Source organism: Brevibacterium sp., from assembly GCF_031179145.1.
Classification (GTDB): Bacteria; Actinomycetota; Actinomycetes; order Actinomycetales; family Brevibacteriaceae; genus Brevibacterium.
Genome location: NZ_JAPSIB010000007.1, coordinates 58,348 through 77,771 on the forward strand (window position 1 = coordinate 58,348; position 19,424 = coordinate 77,771).

17 protein-coding genes are annotated in these 19,424 nt (G+C 67.0%); 10 read left to right on the forward strand and 7 right to left on the reverse strand.

Going from position 1 to position 19,424, the window contains the following annotated elements; all coding sequences use genetic code 11:
- Positions 1-149: 149 nt before the first annotated feature.
- The 4 genes from RIT73_RS07055 to RIT73_RS07070 all read right to left on the reverse strand — a co-directional run bounded on the left by RIT73_RS07055 (position 150) and on the right by RIT73_RS07070 (position 4,021).
- On the reverse strand, positions 150-1,283 hold the full coding sequence (locus tag RIT73_RS07055; protein WP_309131361.1) for a folate-binding protein: 1,134 nt from the start codon (positions 1,281-1,283) through the stop codon (positions 150-152).
- Position 1,284: 1 nt separating this feature from the next.
- On the reverse strand, positions 1,285-1,884 hold the full coding sequence (locus RIT73_RS07060) for an FABP family protein (RefSeq protein WP_309131362.1): 600 nt from the start codon (positions 1,882-1,884) through the stop codon (positions 1,285-1,287).
- A 350-nt stretch (positions 1,885-2,234) separates the two neighbouring features.
- The gene (locus RIT73_RS07065) at positions 2,235-3,044 is read right to left on the reverse strand and encodes a hypothetical protein (RefSeq protein WP_309131363.1); all 810 of its coding nucleotides are present in this window, start codon (positions 3,042-3,044) and stop codon (positions 2,235-2,237) included.
- Positions 3,045-3,217: 173 nt separating this feature from the next.
- Positions 3,218-4,021, reverse strand: coding sequence for an ammonia permease (locus tag RIT73_RS07070; protein WP_309131364.1), 804 nt, complete (start codon positions 4,019-4,021; stop codon positions 3,218-3,220).
- A 123-nt stretch (positions 4,022-4,144) separates the two neighbouring features.
- On the opposite strand from RIT73_RS07070, the gene RIT73_RS07075 reads away from it, so the two are divergent.
- The 8 genes from RIT73_RS07075 to pstB all read left to right on the forward strand — a co-directional run bounded on the left by RIT73_RS07075 (position 4,145) and on the right by pstB (position 13,683).
- Complete coding sequence (locus tag RIT73_RS07075) at positions 4,145-5,020, forward strand: winged-helix domain-containing protein (RefSeq protein ID WP_309131365.1); 876 nt, start codon at positions 4,145-4,147, stop codon at positions 5,018-5,020.
- Positions 5,020-6,024, forward strand: a complete 1,005-nt coding sequence (gene mshD, locus RIT73_RS07080; RefSeq protein WP_309131366.1) for a mycothiol synthase — start codon at positions 5,020-5,022, stop codon at positions 6,022-6,024. The genes RIT73_RS07075 and mshD overlap by 1 nt, the downstream gene beginning before the upstream one ends.
- Positions 6,025-6,028: 4 nt before the next feature.
- Complete coding sequence (locus tag RIT73_RS07085) at positions 6,029-8,173, forward strand: RNA degradosome polyphosphate kinase (RefSeq protein ID WP_309131367.1); 2,145 nt, start codon at positions 6,029-6,031, stop codon at positions 8,171-8,173.
- On the forward strand, positions 8,170-9,144 hold the full coding sequence (locus RIT73_RS07090) for an NUDIX hydrolase (RefSeq protein ID WP_309131368.1): 975 nt from the start codon (positions 8,170-8,172) through the stop codon (positions 9,142-9,144). Before RIT73_RS07085 ends, RIT73_RS07090 begins: the two co-directional genes overlap by 4 nt.
- A gap of 282 nt (positions 9,145-9,426) precedes the next feature.
- On the forward strand, positions 9,427-10,527 hold the full coding sequence (gene pstS / locus RIT73_RS07095) for a phosphate ABC transporter substrate-binding protein PstS (RefSeq protein WP_309131369.1): 1,101 nt from the start codon (positions 9,427-9,429) through the stop codon (positions 10,525-10,527).
- A 227-nt stretch (positions 10,528-10,754) separates the two neighbouring features.
- Complete coding sequence (gene pstC, locus RIT73_RS07100; RefSeq protein WP_309131449.1) at positions 10,755-11,666, forward strand: phosphate ABC transporter permease subunit PstC; 912 nt, start codon at positions 10,755-10,757, stop codon at positions 11,664-11,666.
- 1 nt (position 11,667) lies between these two features.
- On the forward strand, positions 11,668-12,807 hold the full coding sequence (gene pstA / locus RIT73_RS07105) for a phosphate ABC transporter permease PstA (protein ID WP_309131370.1): 1,140 nt from the start codon (positions 11,668-11,670) through the stop codon (positions 12,805-12,807).
- Between the two features lie 96 nt (positions 12,808-12,903).
- The gene (gene pstB / locus RIT73_RS07110) at positions 12,904-13,683 is read left to right on the forward strand and encodes a phosphate ABC transporter ATP-binding protein PstB (RefSeq protein WP_309131371.1); all 780 of its coding nucleotides are present in this window, start codon (positions 12,904-12,906) and stop codon (positions 13,681-13,683) included.
- Between the two features lie 311 nt (positions 13,684-13,994).
- On the opposite strand, the gene RIT73_RS07115 is transcribed toward pstB, so the two are convergent.
- Positions 13,995-14,633, reverse strand: coding sequence for a response regulator transcription factor (locus RIT73_RS07115; protein WP_309131372.1), 639 nt, complete (start codon positions 14,631-14,633; stop codon positions 13,995-13,997).
- Positions 14,630-16,015: a histidine kinase gene (locus RIT73_RS07120; RefSeq protein WP_309131373.1), complete on the reverse strand. Its 1,386-nt coding sequence runs from the start codon at positions 16,013-16,015 to the stop codon at positions 14,630-14,632. Before RIT73_RS07120 ends, RIT73_RS07115 begins: the two co-directional genes overlap by 4 nt.
- Before the next feature lie 118 nt (positions 16,016-16,133).
- Here RIT73_RS07120 and RIT73_RS07125 point away from each other — a divergent pair, with 118 nt between their 5' ends.
- Together RIT73_RS07125 and RIT73_RS07130 are read left to right on the forward strand one after the other, a co-directional pair.
- On the forward strand, positions 16,134-16,691 hold the full coding sequence (locus RIT73_RS07125) for a PadR family transcriptional regulator (protein WP_309131374.1): 558 nt from the start codon (positions 16,134-16,136) through the stop codon (positions 16,689-16,691).
- A complete protein-coding gene (locus tag RIT73_RS07130; protein ID WP_375294981.1) occupies positions 16,651-18,408 on the forward strand; it encodes an ABC1 kinase family protein in 1,758 nt (585 codons plus the stop codon). Before RIT73_RS07125 ends, RIT73_RS07130 begins: the two co-directional genes overlap by 41 nt.
- Before the next feature lie 2 nt (positions 18,409-18,410).
- Here the strand turns inward: RIT73_RS07130 and RIT73_RS07135 are convergent, their stop codons facing one another.
- A complete protein-coding gene (locus tag RIT73_RS07135) occupies positions 18,411-19,421 on the reverse strand; it encodes an anion permease (RefSeq protein ID WP_309131376.1) in 1,011 nt (336 codons plus the stop codon).
- Positions 19,422-19,424: the final 3 nt, after the last annotated feature.

Genomic DNA, 19,424 nt, shown 5'->3' on the forward strand with positions numbered 1-19,424 from the left:
GTTTTTGTCACTCTGCGTCCGCGAGCTGGGCAGAATTAACAGCGAGAGCCGTCCAGAATTACGAAATCCGTTGCTCTCTGCCGCCTTTCCGAGATGCGGAAACAGCGCCCGCCCGCGTGGCCCGAGGCCGGATTGCGCCGAGTGTGAAATCAGCGGTGCTGATTCCGCATGTCGACCTCCCGGTTTCGGCCGGGCAGGCTGGTCCGGTTCCCACGCTCCGGGGCGACGATCGTCTCCTGGGTGCCGACCACGAGGTTGCCCTCGCCGAGGTCGAAGTTCAGGGACGCTTCGGCGGAGATGTTGCGCTTGATCACGGCCAGACCGATCGGACCGAGTTCATAGTGGAGAGCCACCGAGGTCAGCTGTCCCACGGAACGCTCGGCGCCGCGGACCGTGCTGAGCACCTCGGCGCCGGGATCCGGCTGGATGTGCCCGGATCCGTCGAGGTGGACGAAGACGAGGCGTCTGGGCGGCTGCCCCAGATTGTGCACGCGCGCCACGGCCTCCTGACCGCGGTAGCAGCCCTTGGCCAGGTGCACGGCAGTGCGCAGCAGGTCGAGTTCGCCGACGAGCGATTTGTGGTCGATCTCGGGCCGGCCCGGCCGCCAGGCGGCGATCCGCAGCGCTTCCCAGGCGTCGAAGCCGGCGACGGTGAAGTCAGCCGCCGAGGTGGCCCTGAGCTCGTCGCGGGAGACGATCCCGATGACGAAGGGGGTCTCGAGACCAGGATGCTCGGCGGAAGCGGCCTCGAGCCCGAGGTCGAGCTGGGCATAGGACGCCGAGCCCGGGCCGATGTGCGGCCAGGGGTCCTCCCACACCTGGGTTCTCGGCAGGGCCTCGGGCAGGGCGCGCACGGCGCCGATGCACTGATAGTCGTCGCTGACGTCGTCGATCGTCACCCGCATCATGAACACCATGGAGCGGAGGAACTCGAGCGTCTCTTCGGTGCGGAAGTCACTGATCGCCCACAGGGCCTCACCGTCGTCGACGAGGCGCAGCCACCCTTCGATTCGGCCGTTTGGGTCGAGCACCAGTGTCTCGGTGGAGACCCCGGGAGCCAGCGCGTCGAGCTTCTGGGTCGTGATCGAGTTGAGCCACTTAAGCCGGTCGGCTCCGCTCAGACGCAATACGCGCAGGTGAGCGAGGTCGACGATCGCGTCCTTCTCCGCCAGCGCCCTCTGCTCACGCAGGGGCCCACCGTAGTGGAGCGGGGTGTGGACGAGGTCTTCGACGCCGAAGACGGCCGAGGAGCCCAGTGGGCGCGGCAGTGACGAAGACGGCATCTCAGGACAGCTTCTTCAGTCGTGCGGAGGAATGCGTGGCGAGCTCGTGGCCGAGCGCCGCCATATCCCAGGCCCACATCAGTTCGCCGCCCACGAGCCCGTACATGCGGGTCGAGGCCGTGTACTCCTTCGCGGTGCGGGTGCGCGCGACCATGTCGGTGGCGAGATCGATGCGCGGTCCCTTGACGTGACCGGCATAGAGTTCCATGACGCCGTGCGGATGGACGATCTCGGCTTCGATCTCGAAACCGTCGTCGTTCGTGCGCAGGGTTTCGACTGCCGCCGCCGAGGTGAAGCTGGGGTCCTCGGTGGGAACCAGCATCCCGGGCCCGACGTCCCCGGCGTCGCGCTGGCGCACGAGCTGCCAGATCCCCGATTCCAGGGTCAAGGTCGACTCGAGTTCGCCCTCCTCGTCGAGCAGCCAGGCATGCGCGGTGTACTGCAGGTACGGGGTGCCGGGATGGGCGACGAAGTCGATGCGCTGCCCGAACTGCTTCTCAGGCGTATCCGCGTAACCGACTACTCCGACGCCTTCCCACGACCCGATCAGCCAGGACAGGGGGACGAGCTCGGGATGGACCGAGGCATCGATTTCGATCATCGGACTCAGCGCTTGACTTTGAACAGGTTCGTGACGACCTTGATGGCGACGCCAAGGGCGCCGAGGGCTGCGAGGCCGACGAGGGATGAGAAGAAGAGTTCGAGAGCATGCAGGTTTTCCATGCCGCCCAGTCTACAGTTCAGCGCCGACGGATTTCATCGTCGGTCCGAGAGGTCGATAGGAGGCCTGGATGCCGGCCATCGAAGTCCGGCACCAGAGTCGGTCGACCCGAAGCCGAACTTCAATGGAGTTGGCACTGTCTGCTTTGGATGGCTCGACTTGCAAACCGAGCCATCCAAAGCAGACCGGTGACAACACGAAAGCAAACCGTGCTTTTCGCGACGAGTCGATCAGAAGATGCCCGGATTGGTATGGCGCTGACTATCGCGGATGAAGTCAATTCTTTCTTGACTGAAAGGCCTCAGCGCGGGATCCCAAACCGGCAGTCCTGCTGGTGGCTGCGCCGCTCCCGCACCGTTGCCTTCGCCTTGTGTGGCACCGGCGATCAACGCCTCCAAGTGGGCCACGGTATAGCTGCTGCCGTCGTTCATGACGACCCAGAAGTTCTCCGCAGTGACCTGGCTGAGATCAGCAGGATGATAGATCCATGCGATTTCGGGGCTGTTGGACAAGGCCGGTTCAGTCCAATCCCGGTACATCACCCACCCCGGCGGCACCGCGGTGTAGTACTGCATGAGCACTGCTCCCTGGTTGGCCGGACTATTCGGGTCATAGCGATGAACCAGGTAGTAGTCGGCAGCGAATTGGCTGATGCACACATCCCCGTGAGTCACTCCGTCTTGGATGAAGTAGTGGCAGTAGTCCTCACCCCACCAATCCTCCGGTGCAGTCGTGTACTCCAACGGTTGGTCCTCAGCATCCGCGAAGTCTGCGTCGTCTGGTTCGAAAACATCCTCCGGGGGCTCTTCCGGCAGGGGCTGGTTCTCCGGCAGGGGCTGGTTCTGCGCACCTGCGTCCGAAGACTCCCCCTCCGAACCTCCCTCTGCAGGGGCAGTACCCGGGTCACGAGGGATATCAGAATGTTCAGTCGCCGTCTGTCGCGGGGGTTCTGCACTCTGTTCGTCGGCACCGTCTGAGCACGCACTTCCACTGCCCATGAGCGCAAGCAGGCAGATCGTCACCAGGAGTTTCTTGCGCATCGTCAGCCTCCTCGCCGAGAGCGGTGAGGAGCAACTCTAGCACCGCCAGAGACCGCGCGATAGGTGCCGACAGGCCACTATTCCGCTCCGGACAGACCATTGCGTGACCGAAGGCCAGAAGCCGGCCACGAAGCGAAACTCAGAAGCCGATTTCAACGCAAGCGAGCTCGGCCTCAGAGAGCGACGCGCTCGAGGGCGTAGACGACGACGCCGCCCAGTGCGATGGGGGCTGCGCCCAGCGCGAGTTGGACCGCGAAGCTGCGGGCCTTCTCCACGCTCTTCTTCGATTCGATGTTCTGCGCGATCTCCAGGTTGGCCGCTTGGTACTGCGCGTAGGCGATGAGCCCGAGCATCCGATCCACGCCCGCCACGAGGAGGCCCATGACGGCGCCGAGGACGAGCGCGAGCGGCCAGCCGACCGAGGCGTCGAGGACGAGCACGGAACTGATTCCGGCCACCGCCGTGGCCATCGCCACAGCCAGGGGCGAGGTGTAGATGGGCGGCCACGGCAGAGCGGTCATGCATTCCGCCGCCATCAGCGCCATCAGCCCGACGACGATGGCCTCCTTGTCGCCGGGGACGGTGATGGCCGCGACCCAGGTACTCGTCGAGAGCACGATGACTCCACCTGCCACCTGGGCAGACACATTGGCGACGGCGTCGGAGGCCCCGAGGCCGCGGACGAGGTTCTGCACGAAGGCCCACAGCAGACCGAGGCCGGCCAGCACGGGCAGCCAGTCGAGATAGGGAGCCGAGTGGTCACGCCACGCGGCGAAGAGACCGGCCAGACCGAACAGCGCCAGCATGATCGACGTGGCTCGCGGCTGAGGGGAGTCGGTGAGACGCGGCCAGCCGTACGCGACGCCGAGGACGATGAGCACGGTCGACAGAAGGAACAAGGTGTAGCCCCAGTACACCGAGGCCCCCAGAGCCAGGGCCAAGGCGAGGGCGATTGCAACTCGAATCCATCTGATCACACGACTATCGTGCCTCATCGCGGCCGGACGACACGATTCCAAGAGGCGAAACAGCCGCTGACTATACTTTCCTCAGGCCGCACATGGGTGGCCGGCTCGAGTCCGAGGAGATGGAGGGGAAACATGCGCATCCTGCTCATCTGCCCGGATTCCCCTCCCGACGCCCCTCTCTCCCTGCAGTCCCTCGACTATCTGGGTCATCAGATCGAGTCGTTGAGCATCGATCGGCTGCGAGCCGCCGGCACAACCCCGGGTTCCACGAGCGCCACCAGCGCCACGAGCCGGGCACCGGCCACCGTCGCCACCCCCGCCGCGACCATCCCCGAGGCCGATGTCGTCGTGGCCGACGCCAGCGTCGACCTGTCCCTGGCGCCCCTCATCGCCTCCGTCCTCTCCGCCGCCGAGATCGATCTGCCGGTCATCGTCGTCCTCGGCGAGGGCGGGCTGGCCGCCGCCTCGGCGAAATGGACCGTCAGCGACATCGTCCTCTCCACAGCCGGGCCCGGCGAGGTCGAAGCCCGCCTGCGCCTGGCCCGCGACCGACACCTCGCACGTGCCGCTGGCGGCCATGCGCCGGCCGGAGCGCTGCCCGGCGCCGGCAGCGCGCAGCACTCCGGGCTCCCCTGGTCCGCGGACTTCCCCTCCGGTGACCAGGACCCTGCCGTCGTCGTCATCGGAACCCTGCGCATCGACGAGACGGCGTTCACCGCCGACCTCGGCGGGCGCAGCCTCGACCTCACGTATCGCGAGTTCGCCCTGCTGAAGTTCTTCGCCTCCCACCCAGAACGGGTCTTCACCCGCGACGAGATCCTGCTCAGCGTCTGGGGTGACGACTACTACGGCGGTACGCGCACCGTCGATGTGCATGTGCGCCGCCTGCGTGCCAAACTCGGCAAAGACCTGGAGAACGCCATCCACACCGTGCGCAACGTCGGCTATCGCTTCAGCCCCGACGCCGCCATCGAGTCGGACGAAGACTCCGACACCGAGGAGAACTGATGAGAATCGCAGCCACCGGTGCCGTGACCGGAACCCGGATCGAACCTCTCGCCGAGGTGGAGCTCGAGTTCCTCGACCGCGCGACGACAGTCGATGGATCCCCCGCGATCTCCGGAGGGCTGCTGGCCATCGCCGCCGGAGACGATGACGCCCACGATGCGCAGACCGCGTCCAGCGTGTGGCGCGTATACGAGAACGACGAGGCCGACAGTCGTGAGAGGCTCGTCGGATACGGCATCCGGGCGCTGCAGGGCGAGCGACATGCCGCCGAGTTCGTCGTCGACCCCGACCGCCGTCGCCTCGGGGTCGGAGAGGCTCTGCTGTCGGAGATCCTCGCCGAGGAACCGGACTCCTGGTGCTGGTCGCACGGCGACCACCCCGGTGCGCGCAGGCTCGCCGCCATCCACGGCCTCGGACGCGACCGCGTCCTCTACCAGATGCGCACCGACACCGATCTCGCATTGTCCGATCTGCCGGAGGTCTCCGCTCCCGAGGGCGTGACCATCCGCTCCTTCACCCCGGGTGACGAAGCGGGCTGGCTGCGGGTCAACAACGCCGCTTTCGACTGGCACCCGGAGCAGGGTGCGCAGACCTTGGACGACATCGCACGGATCGTGACCGCCGAGGACTTCGATCCGGATTCCGTGATCATCGCCGCCCGAGACAATGAGGCCGCGGCGGCCGACGAAAGCAGCGCGACCGCAACGGCCGACGCCGTCATCGGCTTCCACCAGACCAAGAGCAGTGAGGACGAGACGATCGGTCGCCTCGGCGAGGTCTATGTCGTGGGCGTCGATCCCAGCATCCACGCCAGAGGCGTGGGCAGGGCGCTGACCCTTGAGGGGATGCGGCGGATGGTCGCGGCGGGTGCGCGGGCGATCGAGCTCTACGTGGAGAGCGACAACGAGGCGGCGCTAGGCTTGTATCAGCGGCTGGGATTCCACGTCGCGGTGGCGCATGTGTCGTATGCGCCGGCTTCCTCGACCGCAGGCAACCAGGAGTAGACCGATGTATGACATCACAGCAGCCGGCAGGGAGCTCGACCTGCCCGACCCCGCGGATCGCTTCCTCGACCGGGAGCTGAGCTGGCTGGCATTCAACGAACGTGTCCTCGACCTCGCCTCCGACCCGAGCGTACCGCTGTTGGAGAGGGTCCGCTTCCTCTCGATCTTCGCCACCAACCTCGACGAGTTCTTCATGGTCCGCGTCGCCGGACTCAAGCGCCGGATCAACACCGGCCTCGCCGTGCCCACTGTGACCGGGCGGATGCCACGCCAGGTCATGCACGCGATCGGGATCCGAGCCCATGAGCTGATGACCCGCCACGCCGAACTCCTCAAGACCGACATCGGGCCGGCGCTCGACGCCGAATCGATCACCAAGGTGTCGATGGACGACCTGCGGCCGGAGGAGCGCGCCCGCGTCGACGAATTCTTCGCCCGGCACGTGTTCCCCGTCCTCACCCCGCTTGCCGTCGACCCTGCCCACCCGTTCCCCTACATCTCGGGGCTCTCGCTCAACCTGGGCGTGCTGCTGCGCTACCCGGAGTCGGGCAAGGAGCTCTTCGCCCGGGTCAAGGTGCCGCCGCGACTGCCCCGGTTCTTCAACGTCGCCAAGGTCGCCGACCGTCCTGTCGGCCGTGACGTGCCGTCCCGGTTCGTCGCTCTCGAGGACATCATCGCCGAGCACCTCGACACCCTCTTCGAGGGCATGGAGATCATCCACCATTCGACCTTCCGCGTCACCCGCAACGAGGACCTCGAGGTCGAGGAGGACGACGCGGAGAACCTCCTCAAGGCGCTCGAGAAGGAGCTCCTGCGCCGCCGCTTCGGGCCCGCCGTGCGGCTGGAGATCACCGAGGACATCCACCCCCGGGTGCGGGAGATGCTCAAGGACGAACTCGGCATCGACGAGTCCGAGATCTACCAACTGCCGACCCCGCTCGACCTCTCCGGCATGTCAGACATCGCCGACGTCCCCCGCGACGACCTTCACTTCCCGCGGATGGTCCCGCAGATGAACAAGGATCTGTCCCGCCGCGAATCGAGCGACCAGGTCGACGTGTTCGCCGCCATCAGCCAGCGCGACATCCTCCTCCACCACCCCTACGACTCGTTCTCCACCAGCGTCCAGGCCTTCCTCGAGCAGGCCGCGGCGGACAAGAACGTGCTCGCGATCAAGCAGACGCTCTACCGCACCTCCGGCGACTCCCCCATCATCGACGCCCTCGTCGACGCCGCCCAGGCCGGCATCCAGGTGCTCGCCGTGGTCGAGATCAAGGCCCGCTTCGACGAGGAGGCCAACATCACCTGGGCGCGCAAGCTCGAACGCGCCGGCGTCCACGTCGTCTACGGCATCGTCGGACTCAAGACGCATGCGAAGCTGTCCCTCGTGGTCCGGCAGGAGGCCGAGGGGCTGACCCGCTACTGCCACGTCGGCACCGGCAACTACCACCCCAAGACCGCCCGCCACTACGAGGACTTCGGTCTGCTGACCAAGGACATGCAGGTCGCCGACGACCTGACGAAGCTGTTCAACCAGCTCTCCGGATATGCTCCGCGCGCCGAGTACTCCCGGCTCCTCGTGGCTCCCACCCGCGTCCGGGCCGGCCTCATCGAGCTCATCGAGAAGGAGATCGCCATCGCCGAGGCGGGCGGCGCCGGGCAGGTCCGCATCAAGGTCAACTCGATCGTCGACGAGGCGATCATCGACTCCCTCTACCGCGCCTCGCGGGCGGGAGTCGACGTGGAGGTCTTCGTCCGCGGCATCTGCGCACTGCGTCCCGGAATCCCGGGGCTGAGCGAGAACATCAAGGTCCGGTCGGTCCTCGGGCGGTTCCTCGAGCACTCCCGCGCCTTCGTCTTCGGCAACGACGGCGACCCGATCGTCTACATCGGCTCAGCCGACATGATGCACCGCAACCTCGACCGCCGGGTGGAGGCGCTCATCGAGCTCCGCTCCTCCGATCACAAATCCGAGGTCATGACCCTGTTCGATCTCGCCTTCGACCCGTCCACCTCGGCGTTCGAACTCGCCGCGGACGGCACCTGGCACCGCGACGCGAACGACGAATCCGGTCAGCCCCTGACCGACTACCAGAGTGAGCTCATCCGCCGGCATCGCCGCAGGCGGAGGATCGGGGAGGACGGGTGAACCCCTCCTCGGTCGACAGCGCTCAGGCATCGTCGCGGGTCCGCGCCGACATCCTCGCCGCCGGAGCAGTGTGCTGGCGGGAGGGCCACTACGGCCTCGAGGTCGCCCTCGTCCACCGTCCCCGCTACAACGACTGGTCCTGGCCCAAGGGCAAGGTGGAGCCGGGCGAGACCCTGCCCGAAGCGGCCATCCGCGAGGTCAAGGAGGAGACGGGCTTTGACATCCACCTCGGCGTCCCACTGCCCACGGCCACGTACAAGGTCGGCGGCAACAACCTCAAGAAGGTCTTCTACTGGTCAGCCGAGGTCAAGGGCGACCTGGTCTTCGCACCGAAGAACACCCGCGAGGTCGACGAGGCGCGGTGGTTCCCCCTCGCCGAGGCGCGGGTGAAGCTGAGTTCGTATGCGGACCGGGAGCAGCTCGACGCGGTGGAGAAGTTCGCCGACACCGACGCGCTGCGGGCCTGGCCGCTCATCCTCGTCCGGCACGGCAAGGCGTTCCCCCGGTCGAAGTGGCATGAGACGGAACATGTGCGCCCGCTCCTGGCGCTCGGTACCCGGCAGGCGATGGCCCTGACCGGTCTGCTCGGCGCCTGGGACGTCAGAAAGCTCATCTCGAGTCCGTGGAAGCGGTGCATGGCGACCCTGGTCCCGTTCTCGGCGGCCACCGGCAAGCCGATCAAGAAGGCGGCGTGCCTGAGCGAGAAGGCGGGGTCTGCGAACCCGGAGAAGACCGCTCGCTACATCGAGAAGCTGCTCGAGAAGGGCAAGCCGCTGGCCTACTGCACGCACCGGCCCGTGCTCCCGACCGTCCTCGGCGTCTACGCCAAGCACGCACCGCAGCGAGTCGTCGAGAAGCTGCCGACAGTGGACCCGTACCTCAAGCCCGGCGAGATCCTCGTCGCCTACGTCCGCCCGGGCTCGGTGCCCCGCATCGTCGAGGTCGAGCGATTCCGCCCGATCGACTCCTGAAGCCCGCGGCGAGGTGCCTGAAGCCCGCGGCAGGGCGCCTTGACGCGCCCTCGCGGCAGGGCGGCGGGTGCACGGCGGGGAGACGCCCACAGTCGCCTCGGCGGCAATCGTTTCATGGAACTCTGCTTCCTGTGACTCCGGACTCAGAGCAAACTCATACGTTGCGGAGTCATTCACCTTCCATTCACTTGCGCACTCCCCGCGCTTCACGGACGGTCCTTAGCGTGGAAGGCGAACGATCGAGATCTCTCGAACCGTGTCCATGTGAAGAAAGGCATCTTCGTGAAGCTTAAGCATCTGGCTCCATCCGCGGCTCTCCTGGCAGTCGGCGCACTCACCCTGTCGGCATGCGGTGGAGCATCCGCCACCGGCGAGGACACCTCAGGCGGCGACAGCGGCCTGCAGGGCACGATCACCGGGATCGGCGCCTCCTCCCAGAAGGCCGCCATGGATGCCTGGACCGCCGATTTCGCCACGGCGAACTCCGGCGTGACCGTCAACTACTCTCCGGATGGATCCGGTGCCGGACGTGAGCAGTTCCTCGGCGGGAACGCCCAGTTCGCCGGCTCCGACGCTCACCTCGACGACGACGAGGCCGAGTCGGCCAAGGAGGTCTGCGGACCCGAGGGCGCCTACGAGTTCCCCGTCTACGTCTCCCCTATCGCCGTCGCCTTCAACCTCAAGGGCGTCGACTCCCTCAACCTCTCGCCCGAGACCATCGCCAAGATCTTCAAGGGCGAGATCACCAACTGGAACGACAAGGCGATCAAGGCCGACAACCCGGACGCGCAGCTGCCCGACCTCCCCATCACTGCGGTCCACCGCGCCGATGACTCGGGAACGACCGAGAACTTCGCCGAATACCTCAAGGAAGCCGCAGGCGATGCCTGGGACGCCGAGGTGGACGGAAACTTCCCCAAGGAGTACGGCGGCGAGGCGGCGCAGGGCACCGACGGCGTCGTCCAGACCGTGTCCGACACCGAAGGCGCGATCGGCTACGCCGACGCCTCGGCCGTCGGATCGCTGGGCCAGGCCAAGGTCAAGGTCGGCGATCAGTTCGTCGAGCTGACCCCGGACGCCGCCTCGAAGGTCGTCGACGCCTCCACGAAGGTCGAAGGCCGCGGAAAGGGCGACCTCGCCTTCGATCTGGCCCGCGACACCACCGAGTCGGGCGCCTACCCGATCGTCCTGGTGTCCTACCACGTCGTCTGCTCGACCTACAAGGACCAGGAGACTGTCGACCTGATCAAGGCCTGGGAGAAGTTCGTGATCTCCGAGGAGGGCCAGCAGTCTGCGGCGAAGTCTGCCGGCTCGGCGCCGCTGTCGGCTGACCTGCGCTCGCAGATCGAAACCGTCATCGATTCCATCACAGTCGCAGGCTGAAAGTCACGCCCCTGACCTGCAACGATTGACCGTCACAGAGCGGCGCAGCTGAGGAGAGTTCCCACTGCGCCGCTCTTGGGTGTCCAGGATCCGCGAGCGGATCTTCGCGACGATTTCCACGAGGAGTACCTGTGCCGACCAGCACACAGACCACAGCGACCGGCCCGGCGGCCGGCGCGCCGGGGCCGGCTCTCGGCCCGGCAGTCCAAGGGACGAGGCCCAAGGCCGTGATCCGGCCCGGGGATCGGATCTTCTCCGCCGCGACGCTGATCGCCGGCATCCTGATCCTCGCCATCCTGGCCGGCGTCGCCCTGTTCCTGCTGGCCCAGTCGAAGGACACGATCGACGCCCAGATCAGCGACCCGAGCGCCATCACCGGTGGCAATGGGTTCCTGGCCTACGTCTGGCCCCTCGTCATCGGAACCCTGGTCTCCTCGGCCATCGCGCTGGTCGTGGCGACGCCCTTCGCCCTCGGCATCGCACTCTTCACCACGCACATGGCCCCGCGCCGGCTCGCCCCTGCGCTGGGCTACGTCATCGACCTCCTCGCCGCGATCCCCTCCGTGGTCTACGGCCTCTGGGGCATCGCCCTGGCCGGCAATCTCACCGAGTTCTACCTCTGGCTGTCGAAGTGGTTCGGCTGGATCCCGATCTTCGCCCCAGCCGCTGACGGCTCGGTGTCCAACACGGGCCGCACCCTCCTCACCGCCTCTCTCGTGCTCTCGATCATGATCCTGCCGATCATCACCTCGCTGACTCGGGAGATCTTCCTCCAGACCCCGCGCCTGCAGGAGGAGGCGGCCCTGGCCCTGGGCGCCACGCGCTGGGAGATGATCCGCATGTCCGTGCTCCCGTTCGGGAAGTCCGGAATCGCCTCGGCGACGATGCTGGGCTTGGGCCGAGCACTGGGCGAGACCATGGCCGTGGCCATGATCCTGTCCCCCGGGCTGCTCACCGCGTCGCTGGTCGTCAGCGGCAACCAGACCATCGCTTCGGAGATCGCGCAGAACTTCCCCGAAGCCGCAGGACTGCGCCTGTCCGAGCTCATCTCGATCGGCCTGGTCCTCTTCGTCATCACCCTGCTAGTGAACATGGCGGCGCGCGCCATCGTCGCCAAGACCTCAGTGAAGGGAAGTTGAGATGCTGACGACTTCGGACACCACCTCCTCCCGCTCCCGCTCGCTGACCTCGAAGCAGCTGCCCAAGGCCACGCCCTGGGTCATCGCCGTCGCCTCGATCGTCGTCGCCGCAGGAATCAGCTTCCTCGGCCTGGGCAGATTCTCCATCGCGGTCACCGCGGTCCTCGCGGGAGCCATCAACGCGATCGCCGTGTTCGCGATCTCGGCTGCCTATGAGGGCCGCCGCAAAGCCGTCGACCGGGTCGCCACGACCGTCGTGTCCTCGGCCTTCGTCCTCGCCTGCGTGCCGCTCATCTCGCTGCTGTGGCTGACCGTGTCCAAGGGTGGGGCCGCACTCGACCTCAACCTGCTCTCCCGCACCATGCTCGGGATGAAGGGCGTCCTCGACCAGCAGTACGTCGCCGGGGAAGCAGGACTGGCCGGCGGCTTCTACCACGCGATCGTCGGCACCGTTCTCATCACCGTGGCCGCCTGCGTGATCTCGATCCCCATCGGCGTGCTCGCCGCGATCTACCTCGTCGAGTACGCCGGGAAGAACAAACTCGGCAAGGCCATCACGTTCCTTGTCGACGTGATGACGGGCATCCCGTCGATCGTCGCGGGTCTGTTCGCCTTCGCCCTGTTCTCCACGATCGCGAATGTCCTCATGCCCGAGGCCGCGGGAATCGCGAAGACCGGCTTCACCGCCGCCGTCGCCCTGTCCGTGCTGATGATCCCGATCGTCGTGCGCAACACCGAGGAGATCCTGCGGTTGGTGCCGATGGATCTGCGCGAGGCCTCTTACGCCCTCGGCGTGCCGAAGTGGAAGACGATCGTCAAGATCGTGCTCCCCACCTCGGTCTCCGGAATCCTGTCCGGCGTCACCATCGCCATCGCCCGCGTCATCGGTGAGACCGCACCGATCATGGTCACCGCCGGATTCGCCAAGAATCTCAACTGGAACCTGTTCTCCGGCTGGATGTCGACGCTGCCGACCTACATCTACGATTCGCAGCTGCGTCCGGTCTCCCCCGGCGACGCCGCGATCGCCAGTTCTGAGCGCGCCTGGGCGGCAGCCCTCGTGCTCGTGGCCCTGGTCATGATCCTCAACCTGCTCGCCCGGGTCATCGCCAAGGTGCTCGCTCCGAAGGCCGGGCGCTGATGTGCGCGGGCGGCCTCGGCACTGCCGGTAACCTCGGCGCGGGCCGCTACTCAGCCATACTGACAACCAGCCGTTCCCACTGATTAAGGAAACACAGTGTCCAAACAGATCGACATCAAGGATCTCAACATCTACTACGGCGACTTTCAGGCCGTCGAAGGTGTCGAGATGCAGATCAAGCCCCGTTCGGTGACCGCCTTCATCGGCCCCTCCGGCTGCGGCAAGTCCACCGTGCTGCGCACACTCAACCGCATGCACGAGGTCATCCCGGGTGCCAGTGTCCGCGGTGAGGTCCTCATGGACGGCAGCGACATCTACGGGGCCGGCGTCGACCCCGTCAACGTCCGTCGCGAGGTCGGCATGGTGTTCCAGCGGGCCAACCCGTTCCCCACGATGAGCATCAAGGAGAACGTGCTCGCGGGTGTGCGGCTGAACAACAAGCGCCTGTCGAAGGCGCAAGCCGATGAGTTGACCGAGCGGGCACTGCGCGGAGCCAACCTGTGGAACGAGGTCAAGGATCGCCTCAGCCTGCCCGGCTCCGGCCTGTCGGGCGGTCAGCAGCAGCGGCTGTGCATCGCCCGCGCGATCGCGGTGGAGCCTGAGGTCCTGCTCATGGACGAGCCGTGCTCCGCGCTCGACCCGATCTCGACTTTGGCCATCGAGGACCTCATCAACGAGCTCAAGGACAAGTACACCGTTGTGATCGTCACCCACAACATGCAGCAGGCCGCCCGCGTCTCGGACAAGACCGCGTTCTTCAACATCGCCGGCACCGGCAAGCCGGGCAAGCTCATCGAGTTCAACGACACCTCGGTGATCTTCTCCAACCCGGAGAAGGAAGAGACCGAGAACTACATCTCCGGCCGCTTCGGGTGATCTGAGGACCAGCGCAGGCTGGGTCGCGCGCAGCCACTTCTGCCGACGTTCATTCCGGTCACGAGTCTTCTGCCGACGTCCATTCCCAGGTCGATAATGGTCGATCCGGACCGGATATTTCGACCATTTCCCACCTGGGAATCGTGATCCTGGTTCTCAGTCCCCCAGGCGGCGGGCCCAGTGCCAGCAGGTGGTCGAGCGCCGAGGTCAACTGTCCCGGCAACGGAGCGCCGGGACGGGGGGCTCCCGTTCACATCCGTGGGAAATGGGCGCCCACTCGTCCCGACGCCACGCCGCGCCCGGAGAGATCCTCAGGGAGTGATGAACCCGGATTCGAACGCCGCGATCACCGCCTGCGTGCGATCCCGCGCACCGAGCTTGCCGAGCACGGAGCTGACGTAGGTCTTCACCGTCTCCACCCCGAGGAACAGTTCGGCCGCGATCTCGTTGTTGCTCAGCCCTCGCGCCATCAGCCGCAGCACCTCATCCTCGCGCCCGCTCAGCTGCGCCGTGGCCACCCTCCCCGAACGCGGCTGCGCCCGTGCTGCCATCTCCCGCACCTTCGCCGGGTACAGGAGCACGTCGCCGCCGGCCACGGTGTGCACCGCCCGCATCAACTCCTCGGGCTGGGCGCGTTTGAGCACGAACCCGTCCGCGCCCGCGCGCAGGGCTTCGAAGACGTAGTCGTCGCTGTCGAACGTCGTGAGGATGAGGATCCGTGGCGGCTCCTGCAGCCCCAGCAGCAGCCGAGTCGCCTCCAGACCGTCGAGGCGAGGCATGCGGACATCCATGACGACGACGTCGGGGCGGGTCCGGCGCACCAGGTCGAGCGCCTCGGCGCCGTCCGACGCCTCCCCCACCACGTCCAGTCCGGGATCGGAATCGATGATCGCAGCCAACCCTGCCCGCACCAGCGGTTCGTCGTCGATGAGTGCGACCCGTACGCTCATGAGCTCTTCTCCCTCGTCACCGAACTGTCCCGTCCTCTCTGACCTCGACCGCTGACACCTGGATCCGCGTCGCCGCCAGTGTCCTCCGCATCTCCGCCCGTGTCCTCCGCGGGCAGCGCGACCCGGAGCACCCAGCGATCGCCCTCGAGTCCCCAGTCCACCGTCCCGCCGAGCATCTCGACCCGTTCCCGGATCCCGCCCAGACCGCTCTCCCTCGTCACAGCCGCTCCGGTTCGGCAGGCATTGCTCGAAACCATCCTCACCCTGCCGTCCGCCACCGTCAGGTCGAGCGACATCCCCGGCGCCGAGGCGTGCCGCAGTGAGTTCGTCATCGCCTCCCTGACGATCAGGTGAAGTTCGCCGGAGACCGCTGTCGGCAGCGCTGAGACCTCCCCTTCGATGGTGAGATCGACGGGGTGGCCGAGAGAGCGCGCTTCCGCGGCCAACGCGCGGATGTCGTCGACGCTCCGCCGAGGCGACGCCGAGGTGGCGGTTCGCACCTGCGTCCGCGACGCCGAGGTGGCGGGCAGCTTCTGATCGACAGAGGCGGAAGTCTCGCCCTGTTCGGCTTCGGCGCGAAGGAGGGCGAGGACGTGGTCGAGTTCGGCCACCGCCTCCCGACCGGTGTGGGCGATCTCGTCGATGGCCGCCTCAGCGGTGGTGGGGTCGATGTGCAGCAGTCGCTTGGCGACGGCGGCCTGCATCGTGGTCACGGTCAGAGCGTGGCCGATCGAATCATGGACCTCCCGGGCAAGGGTGCTGCGGCGGAAGGCTTCGACGCGGGCTCGGCGGTCGAGCTCCTGCCGGTCCGCACTCGACGGGCCCAGCAGGACGACGGAGTAGTGCGGGAGGAAGAAGCAGGTGATGACGATGAAGCCGAGGCACACGATGAGGACGACGACGGCGAGCACGACGGCCAGGCCCGGCGTGAGGAAGCCCGGGACGCGGTCTGCTTCCGTGATCTCCCGGTAGAGCAGCTCCGCCTGGGCGGGGTCGACGATGAGGACGAGTGCCGTGGGCAGGATGAAGAACAGGGTGACCAGCAGCACTCCGCCCGAGAACGCGTGGGCGAAGTAGAACGCGGCGCCGCGGAGTCGATCGCCCGGGTCCGGTCGCCTCGGCGCGGTGGGGATCGAGATGTCGAGCAGGTGAGCGGCGAGGGTGCGCTCGAGTGCACGGGTGACCTCAAGGAACGCGGGCAGGCAGAGCAGCGCGAAGACGAGCACACCGGTGCCGAGGACGAGGAAGGGACCCGCGACGTCGGCGCGACGGCCGGAGACGGTGAGGATCCAGAGCAGCACAAGGGTGTAGGGCACGGCGAGGACGCCGCCGATCAGCAGGACCAGCAGCCTGCGGCACACGGTCGAAAGCCAGCTCTTCATCTCACTCACAGCGTAGGCCACTCCCGGGGATCGGGACGCGAACCTCTTGCCGCCACGCTATCGCCGATATATCGTTGTATATCGTTAAGACTGTTCGCGACAACTGCAGGAGGCTGTGATGAACGACTTCATGAATGGCGGATTCGGACGCCGATCGGGCGACTTCGGACACGGCAGCGGCATCTGGGAGGCGATGGAGCAGTTCCGCTCCTCGTTCGGTCCCCGATCGAGCACCCGGATGAACCGCGGCGACGTGAGAGCCGGGATCCTGGCGCTGCTCGCCGAGTCGCCGATGCACGGCTACCAGATCATCCAGGAGATCGAGGAGCGCAGCGGCGGCGCATGGAAGCCGAGCCCCGGATCGGTGTACCCCACCTTGCAGCTGCTCACCGACGAGGGTCTGATCACCGCTGAGACCTCGAACGGCCGCAAGACGTACTCCCTCACCGAGGCGGGCCGGGAGATGGTCGACGCCGATGCAGAGCGGCGCGCACCGTGGGAGTCGATGGGCGGGCACGAGTCGTCGCGGGCCTCCGACCTCGCGAAGGCGGGCATCGAACTCGCCCAGGCAGCCGCGCAGGTGGGTCGCACCGGCAGTTCGGATCAGGTGAAGCGCGCCGTCGACGTCCTCCAGGATGCTCGCCGCCAGATCTATTCGATCCTCGCCCAGGACTGAGACGGTGGCGCCGTCGCGTCGCTATCGCGTCATCCTCCGCTTCGCCTTCATCCACCTCGTGCAGACCTGGTGGTTCGAGCTGTTCCTGCCCCGCATCGGTTTGGGCGCACTCTCCGCGCGAGGTCGTGCAGACCGGCTGCGGCGGATGGCGGAGCGCTTCCACGTGCTCGCCGTCCGCCTCGGCGGGCTGATGATCAAAGTGGGGCAGTTCCTCTCGTCACGACTCGACGTCCTGCCGCCCGAGGTCACAAAGGAGCTCGAGGACCTCCAGGATGAGGTCCCGCCCGTTCCGTTTTCTGAGATCCGCGCCCTCGCCGAGGCGGAACTCGGGGTCGGTCTCGACGTCGCCTTCTCCTCCTTCGACGTCACACCCCTGGCCGCAGCCTCCCTGGGTCAGGCGCACCGCGCGAGGCTCTCGCCCGACGATGCGGCGGCATCAGGCACCGAGGAGGTCGTCGTCAAGGTCCAGCGGCCCGGGATCGAGACGATCGTCGACATCGATCTCGCCGCCCTCCGGAGGATCGCGGGGTGGCTGAGCAGAATCCGGCTGGTCGCCCGGCGCGTGAACATGCCTGCCCTGGTCGAGGAATTCGCGGAGATCAGCCTGGCCGAGATCGACTATCTCCACGAAGCGGCGAACGCCGAACGATTCGCCGAGAACCTCGCCACCGACGCTTCGGTGAACGTGCCCGATGTCGTCTGGGAACGGACCACGAGGCGCGTGCTCACTCTCACCGATGTCACCGCGATCAAGATCAACGACACCGCGGGGCTGCTTGCGGCCGGAATCGACCCGTCCGCGGTCGCCTCGCGCTTCGCCGCCGTCATGTTCGCCCAGCTTTTCGGCGACGGCTTCTTCCATGCCGATCCCCACCCAGGGAATCTGTTCGTCACCGTCAGAACAGGGTCCGAGGCCGGGCCCCAGGCCGGGACTGCCACCAGCTCTGAGGCCCGTTCCGAGGCCGGGCCCGCTTGGCAGCTGAGCTTCGTCGACTTCGGCATGATGGGCGAGATCCCGGATTCGCTGCGCGCCGGGCTGCGTGAACTCGTCATCGGGGTCGCCGCCCGCGACGGGAAGCGCCTCGTCGCCTCCATTGAGGACATCGGGGTCGTTCTCCCCTCCGCCGACATCAGTGAGCTCGAGCGGGCGATGACCCAGCTCTTCGCCCGGTTCGGCGGCATGAGCATCGCGGATCTCCGACGTGTCGATGAGGCCGAGCTGCGCGATTTCGCGGTCGAGTTCGGCGAAGTCGTCCGGGGCATGCCGTTCCAGCTGCCGGAGAACCTACTCCTCGTCATCCGCGCGATGTCGCTGACCTCGGGGCTGTGCACGTCACTCGACCCGGAGTTCAACATGTGGGAGTCCGTCGAGCCCTATGCGGCAGCGCTGCTGCGCGAAGAGCGGGGAGATCTCGCGGCACACCTGGGGCATGAAGCTCTGTCCTTCGCGAGCGACGTCGTCCGGCTTCCCGCCCGGCTGCACTCCCTCGCCGGTCGGATCGAGGACGGCCGCCTGACCGTGGGCACCCCGCAGCTCGAGCGACGGATGACTCGTCTGGAGCGCACGGCTCGCCGGGTGGTCTGGGCGATCGTCTTCGCCGGCCTCCTCATCGCCGGTGCCCTGCTCCGCGATGAGGAGCCCACCTTCGGTGCGGTGCTCATGGTCGCCTCGGCGATTCCGCTGTCGATCGCTGTAATCACCTTCCGGCGGCCCTGAGCTCAGCCGGTGAGTGCACGCACTCCCAGGCCGAGGACGATCGCGAGCAGCGCCGCCGCGGGGATCGTCAGCAGCCAGACGGCGATGACGGGGATGAAGAACCGGGCCCGGGCGTGACCGGGGCGGCCGGCGAACTGGGTGCCGAGGATCGCCGACCCGAGAACGAAAGTCAGCGACACGGGCACGCGCATGACGATGGCCGCGATGTACATGAGGACAGAGGCGGTCGCGTCCGCCGCGGCGAACTTCACCGGGTCGAGGCTCGCCATCCGCACTGACAGTGTGCGCACGACCCGCCAGCCGCTCAGCCCGGTGCCCAGGGCGAGCGCCGCCGCAATGAGGATGCGCACCGGCCAGGAGATGCCGAGATCGGAGAGTTCGGTGTGCGGACTCGCCTCGACCGCCAGCAGAGCCACCATCACGAGCGCCGCGGTCTTCTGCGCGTCCTGGATTCCGTGGACCAATGACAGTGACGCGGTGAGGACGGAGTCGACCATCCGCGCGCCGCGGAAGAGCGGCTTGGGCGGAGTCGATGCCACGAGCTTGGAGACCAGCAGAGTCAGCGCCCAGGACAGGAGGAATCCGAGGATCGGCGAGATCAGGAGCGGCAGAACCACCGAATGCACGCCTTCGTCTAGGTCGATCGTGAAACCGAGGACGATTCCCGCACCGAGGAGACCCCCGATGAGGCAGTGCGTCGAGGACACCGGCAGCGCGAGCCAGTAGGTGAAGAGGCTCCAGGCCGTCGCCGCGACGAAGGCGAGGATGATCGAGGTGAGAATCACCTCGGCGGCGCCGTCGAAGCGCACGATCTGGTTGGCGACGACGAAGCCGATCCCCTCCCCCAGCAGCGCCCCGATGAAGTTGAAGATCACCGCGAGCGACACAGCCCAGCGAGGGCTGAGGGCACGCCCGACCACGGCATTGCCGATGGTCAGTGCCGCATCATGGAAGCCGTTCGAGCCGACGAAGAGCACCGCGGCCACGATGACTCCCGCCAGGAGGAGCTCCACTGA

What these genes read in the sequence shown, in the direction of transcription:
- pstA (WP_309131370.1), top strand. Translation starts at nt 11,668, where the DNA reads ATGCTGACGACTTCGGACACCACCTCCTCCCGCTCCCGCTCGCTGACC.
- RIT73_RS07130 (WP_375294981.1), top strand. Translation starts at nt 16,651, where the DNA reads ATGCTCGCCGCCAGATCTATTCGATCCTCGCCCAGGACTGAGACGGTG.
- RIT73_RS07085 (WP_309131367.1), top strand. Translation starts at nt 6,029, where the DNA reads ATGTATGACATCACAGCAGCCGGCAGGGAGCTCGACCTGCCCGACCCC.
- RIT73_RS07075 (WP_309131365.1), top strand. Translation starts at nt 4,145, where the DNA reads ATGCGCATCCTGCTCATCTGCCCGGATTCCCCTCCCGACGCCCCTCTC.
- RIT73_RS07055 (WP_309131361.1), bottom strand. Translation starts at nt 1,283, where the DNA reads ATGCCGTCTTCGTCACTGCCGCGCCCACTGGGCTCCTCGGCCGTCTTC.
- RIT73_RS07060 (WP_309131362.1), bottom strand. Translation starts at nt 1,884, where the DNA reads ATGATCGAAATCGATGCCTCGGTCCATCCCGAGCTCGTCCCCCTGTCC.
- RIT73_RS07125 (WP_309131374.1), top strand. Translation starts at nt 16,134, where the DNA reads ATGAACGACTTCATGAATGGCGGATTCGGACGCCGATCGGGCGACTTC.
- RIT73_RS07115 (WP_309131372.1), bottom strand. Translation starts at nt 14,633, where the DNA reads ATGAGCGTACGGGTCGCACTCATCGACGACGAACCGCTGGTGCGGGCA.
- mshD (WP_309131366.1), top strand. Translation starts at nt 5,020, where the DNA reads ATGAGAATCGCAGCCACCGGTGCCGTGACCGGAACCCGGATCGAACCT.
- RIT73_RS07065 (WP_309131363.1), bottom strand. Translation starts at nt 3,044, where the DNA reads ATGCGCAAGAAACTCCTGGTGACGATCTGCCTGCTTGCGCTCATGGGC.
- RIT73_RS07120 (WP_309131373.1), bottom strand. Translation starts at nt 16,015, where the DNA reads ATGAAGAGCTGGCTTTCGACCGTGTGCCGCAGGCTGCTGGTCCTGCTG.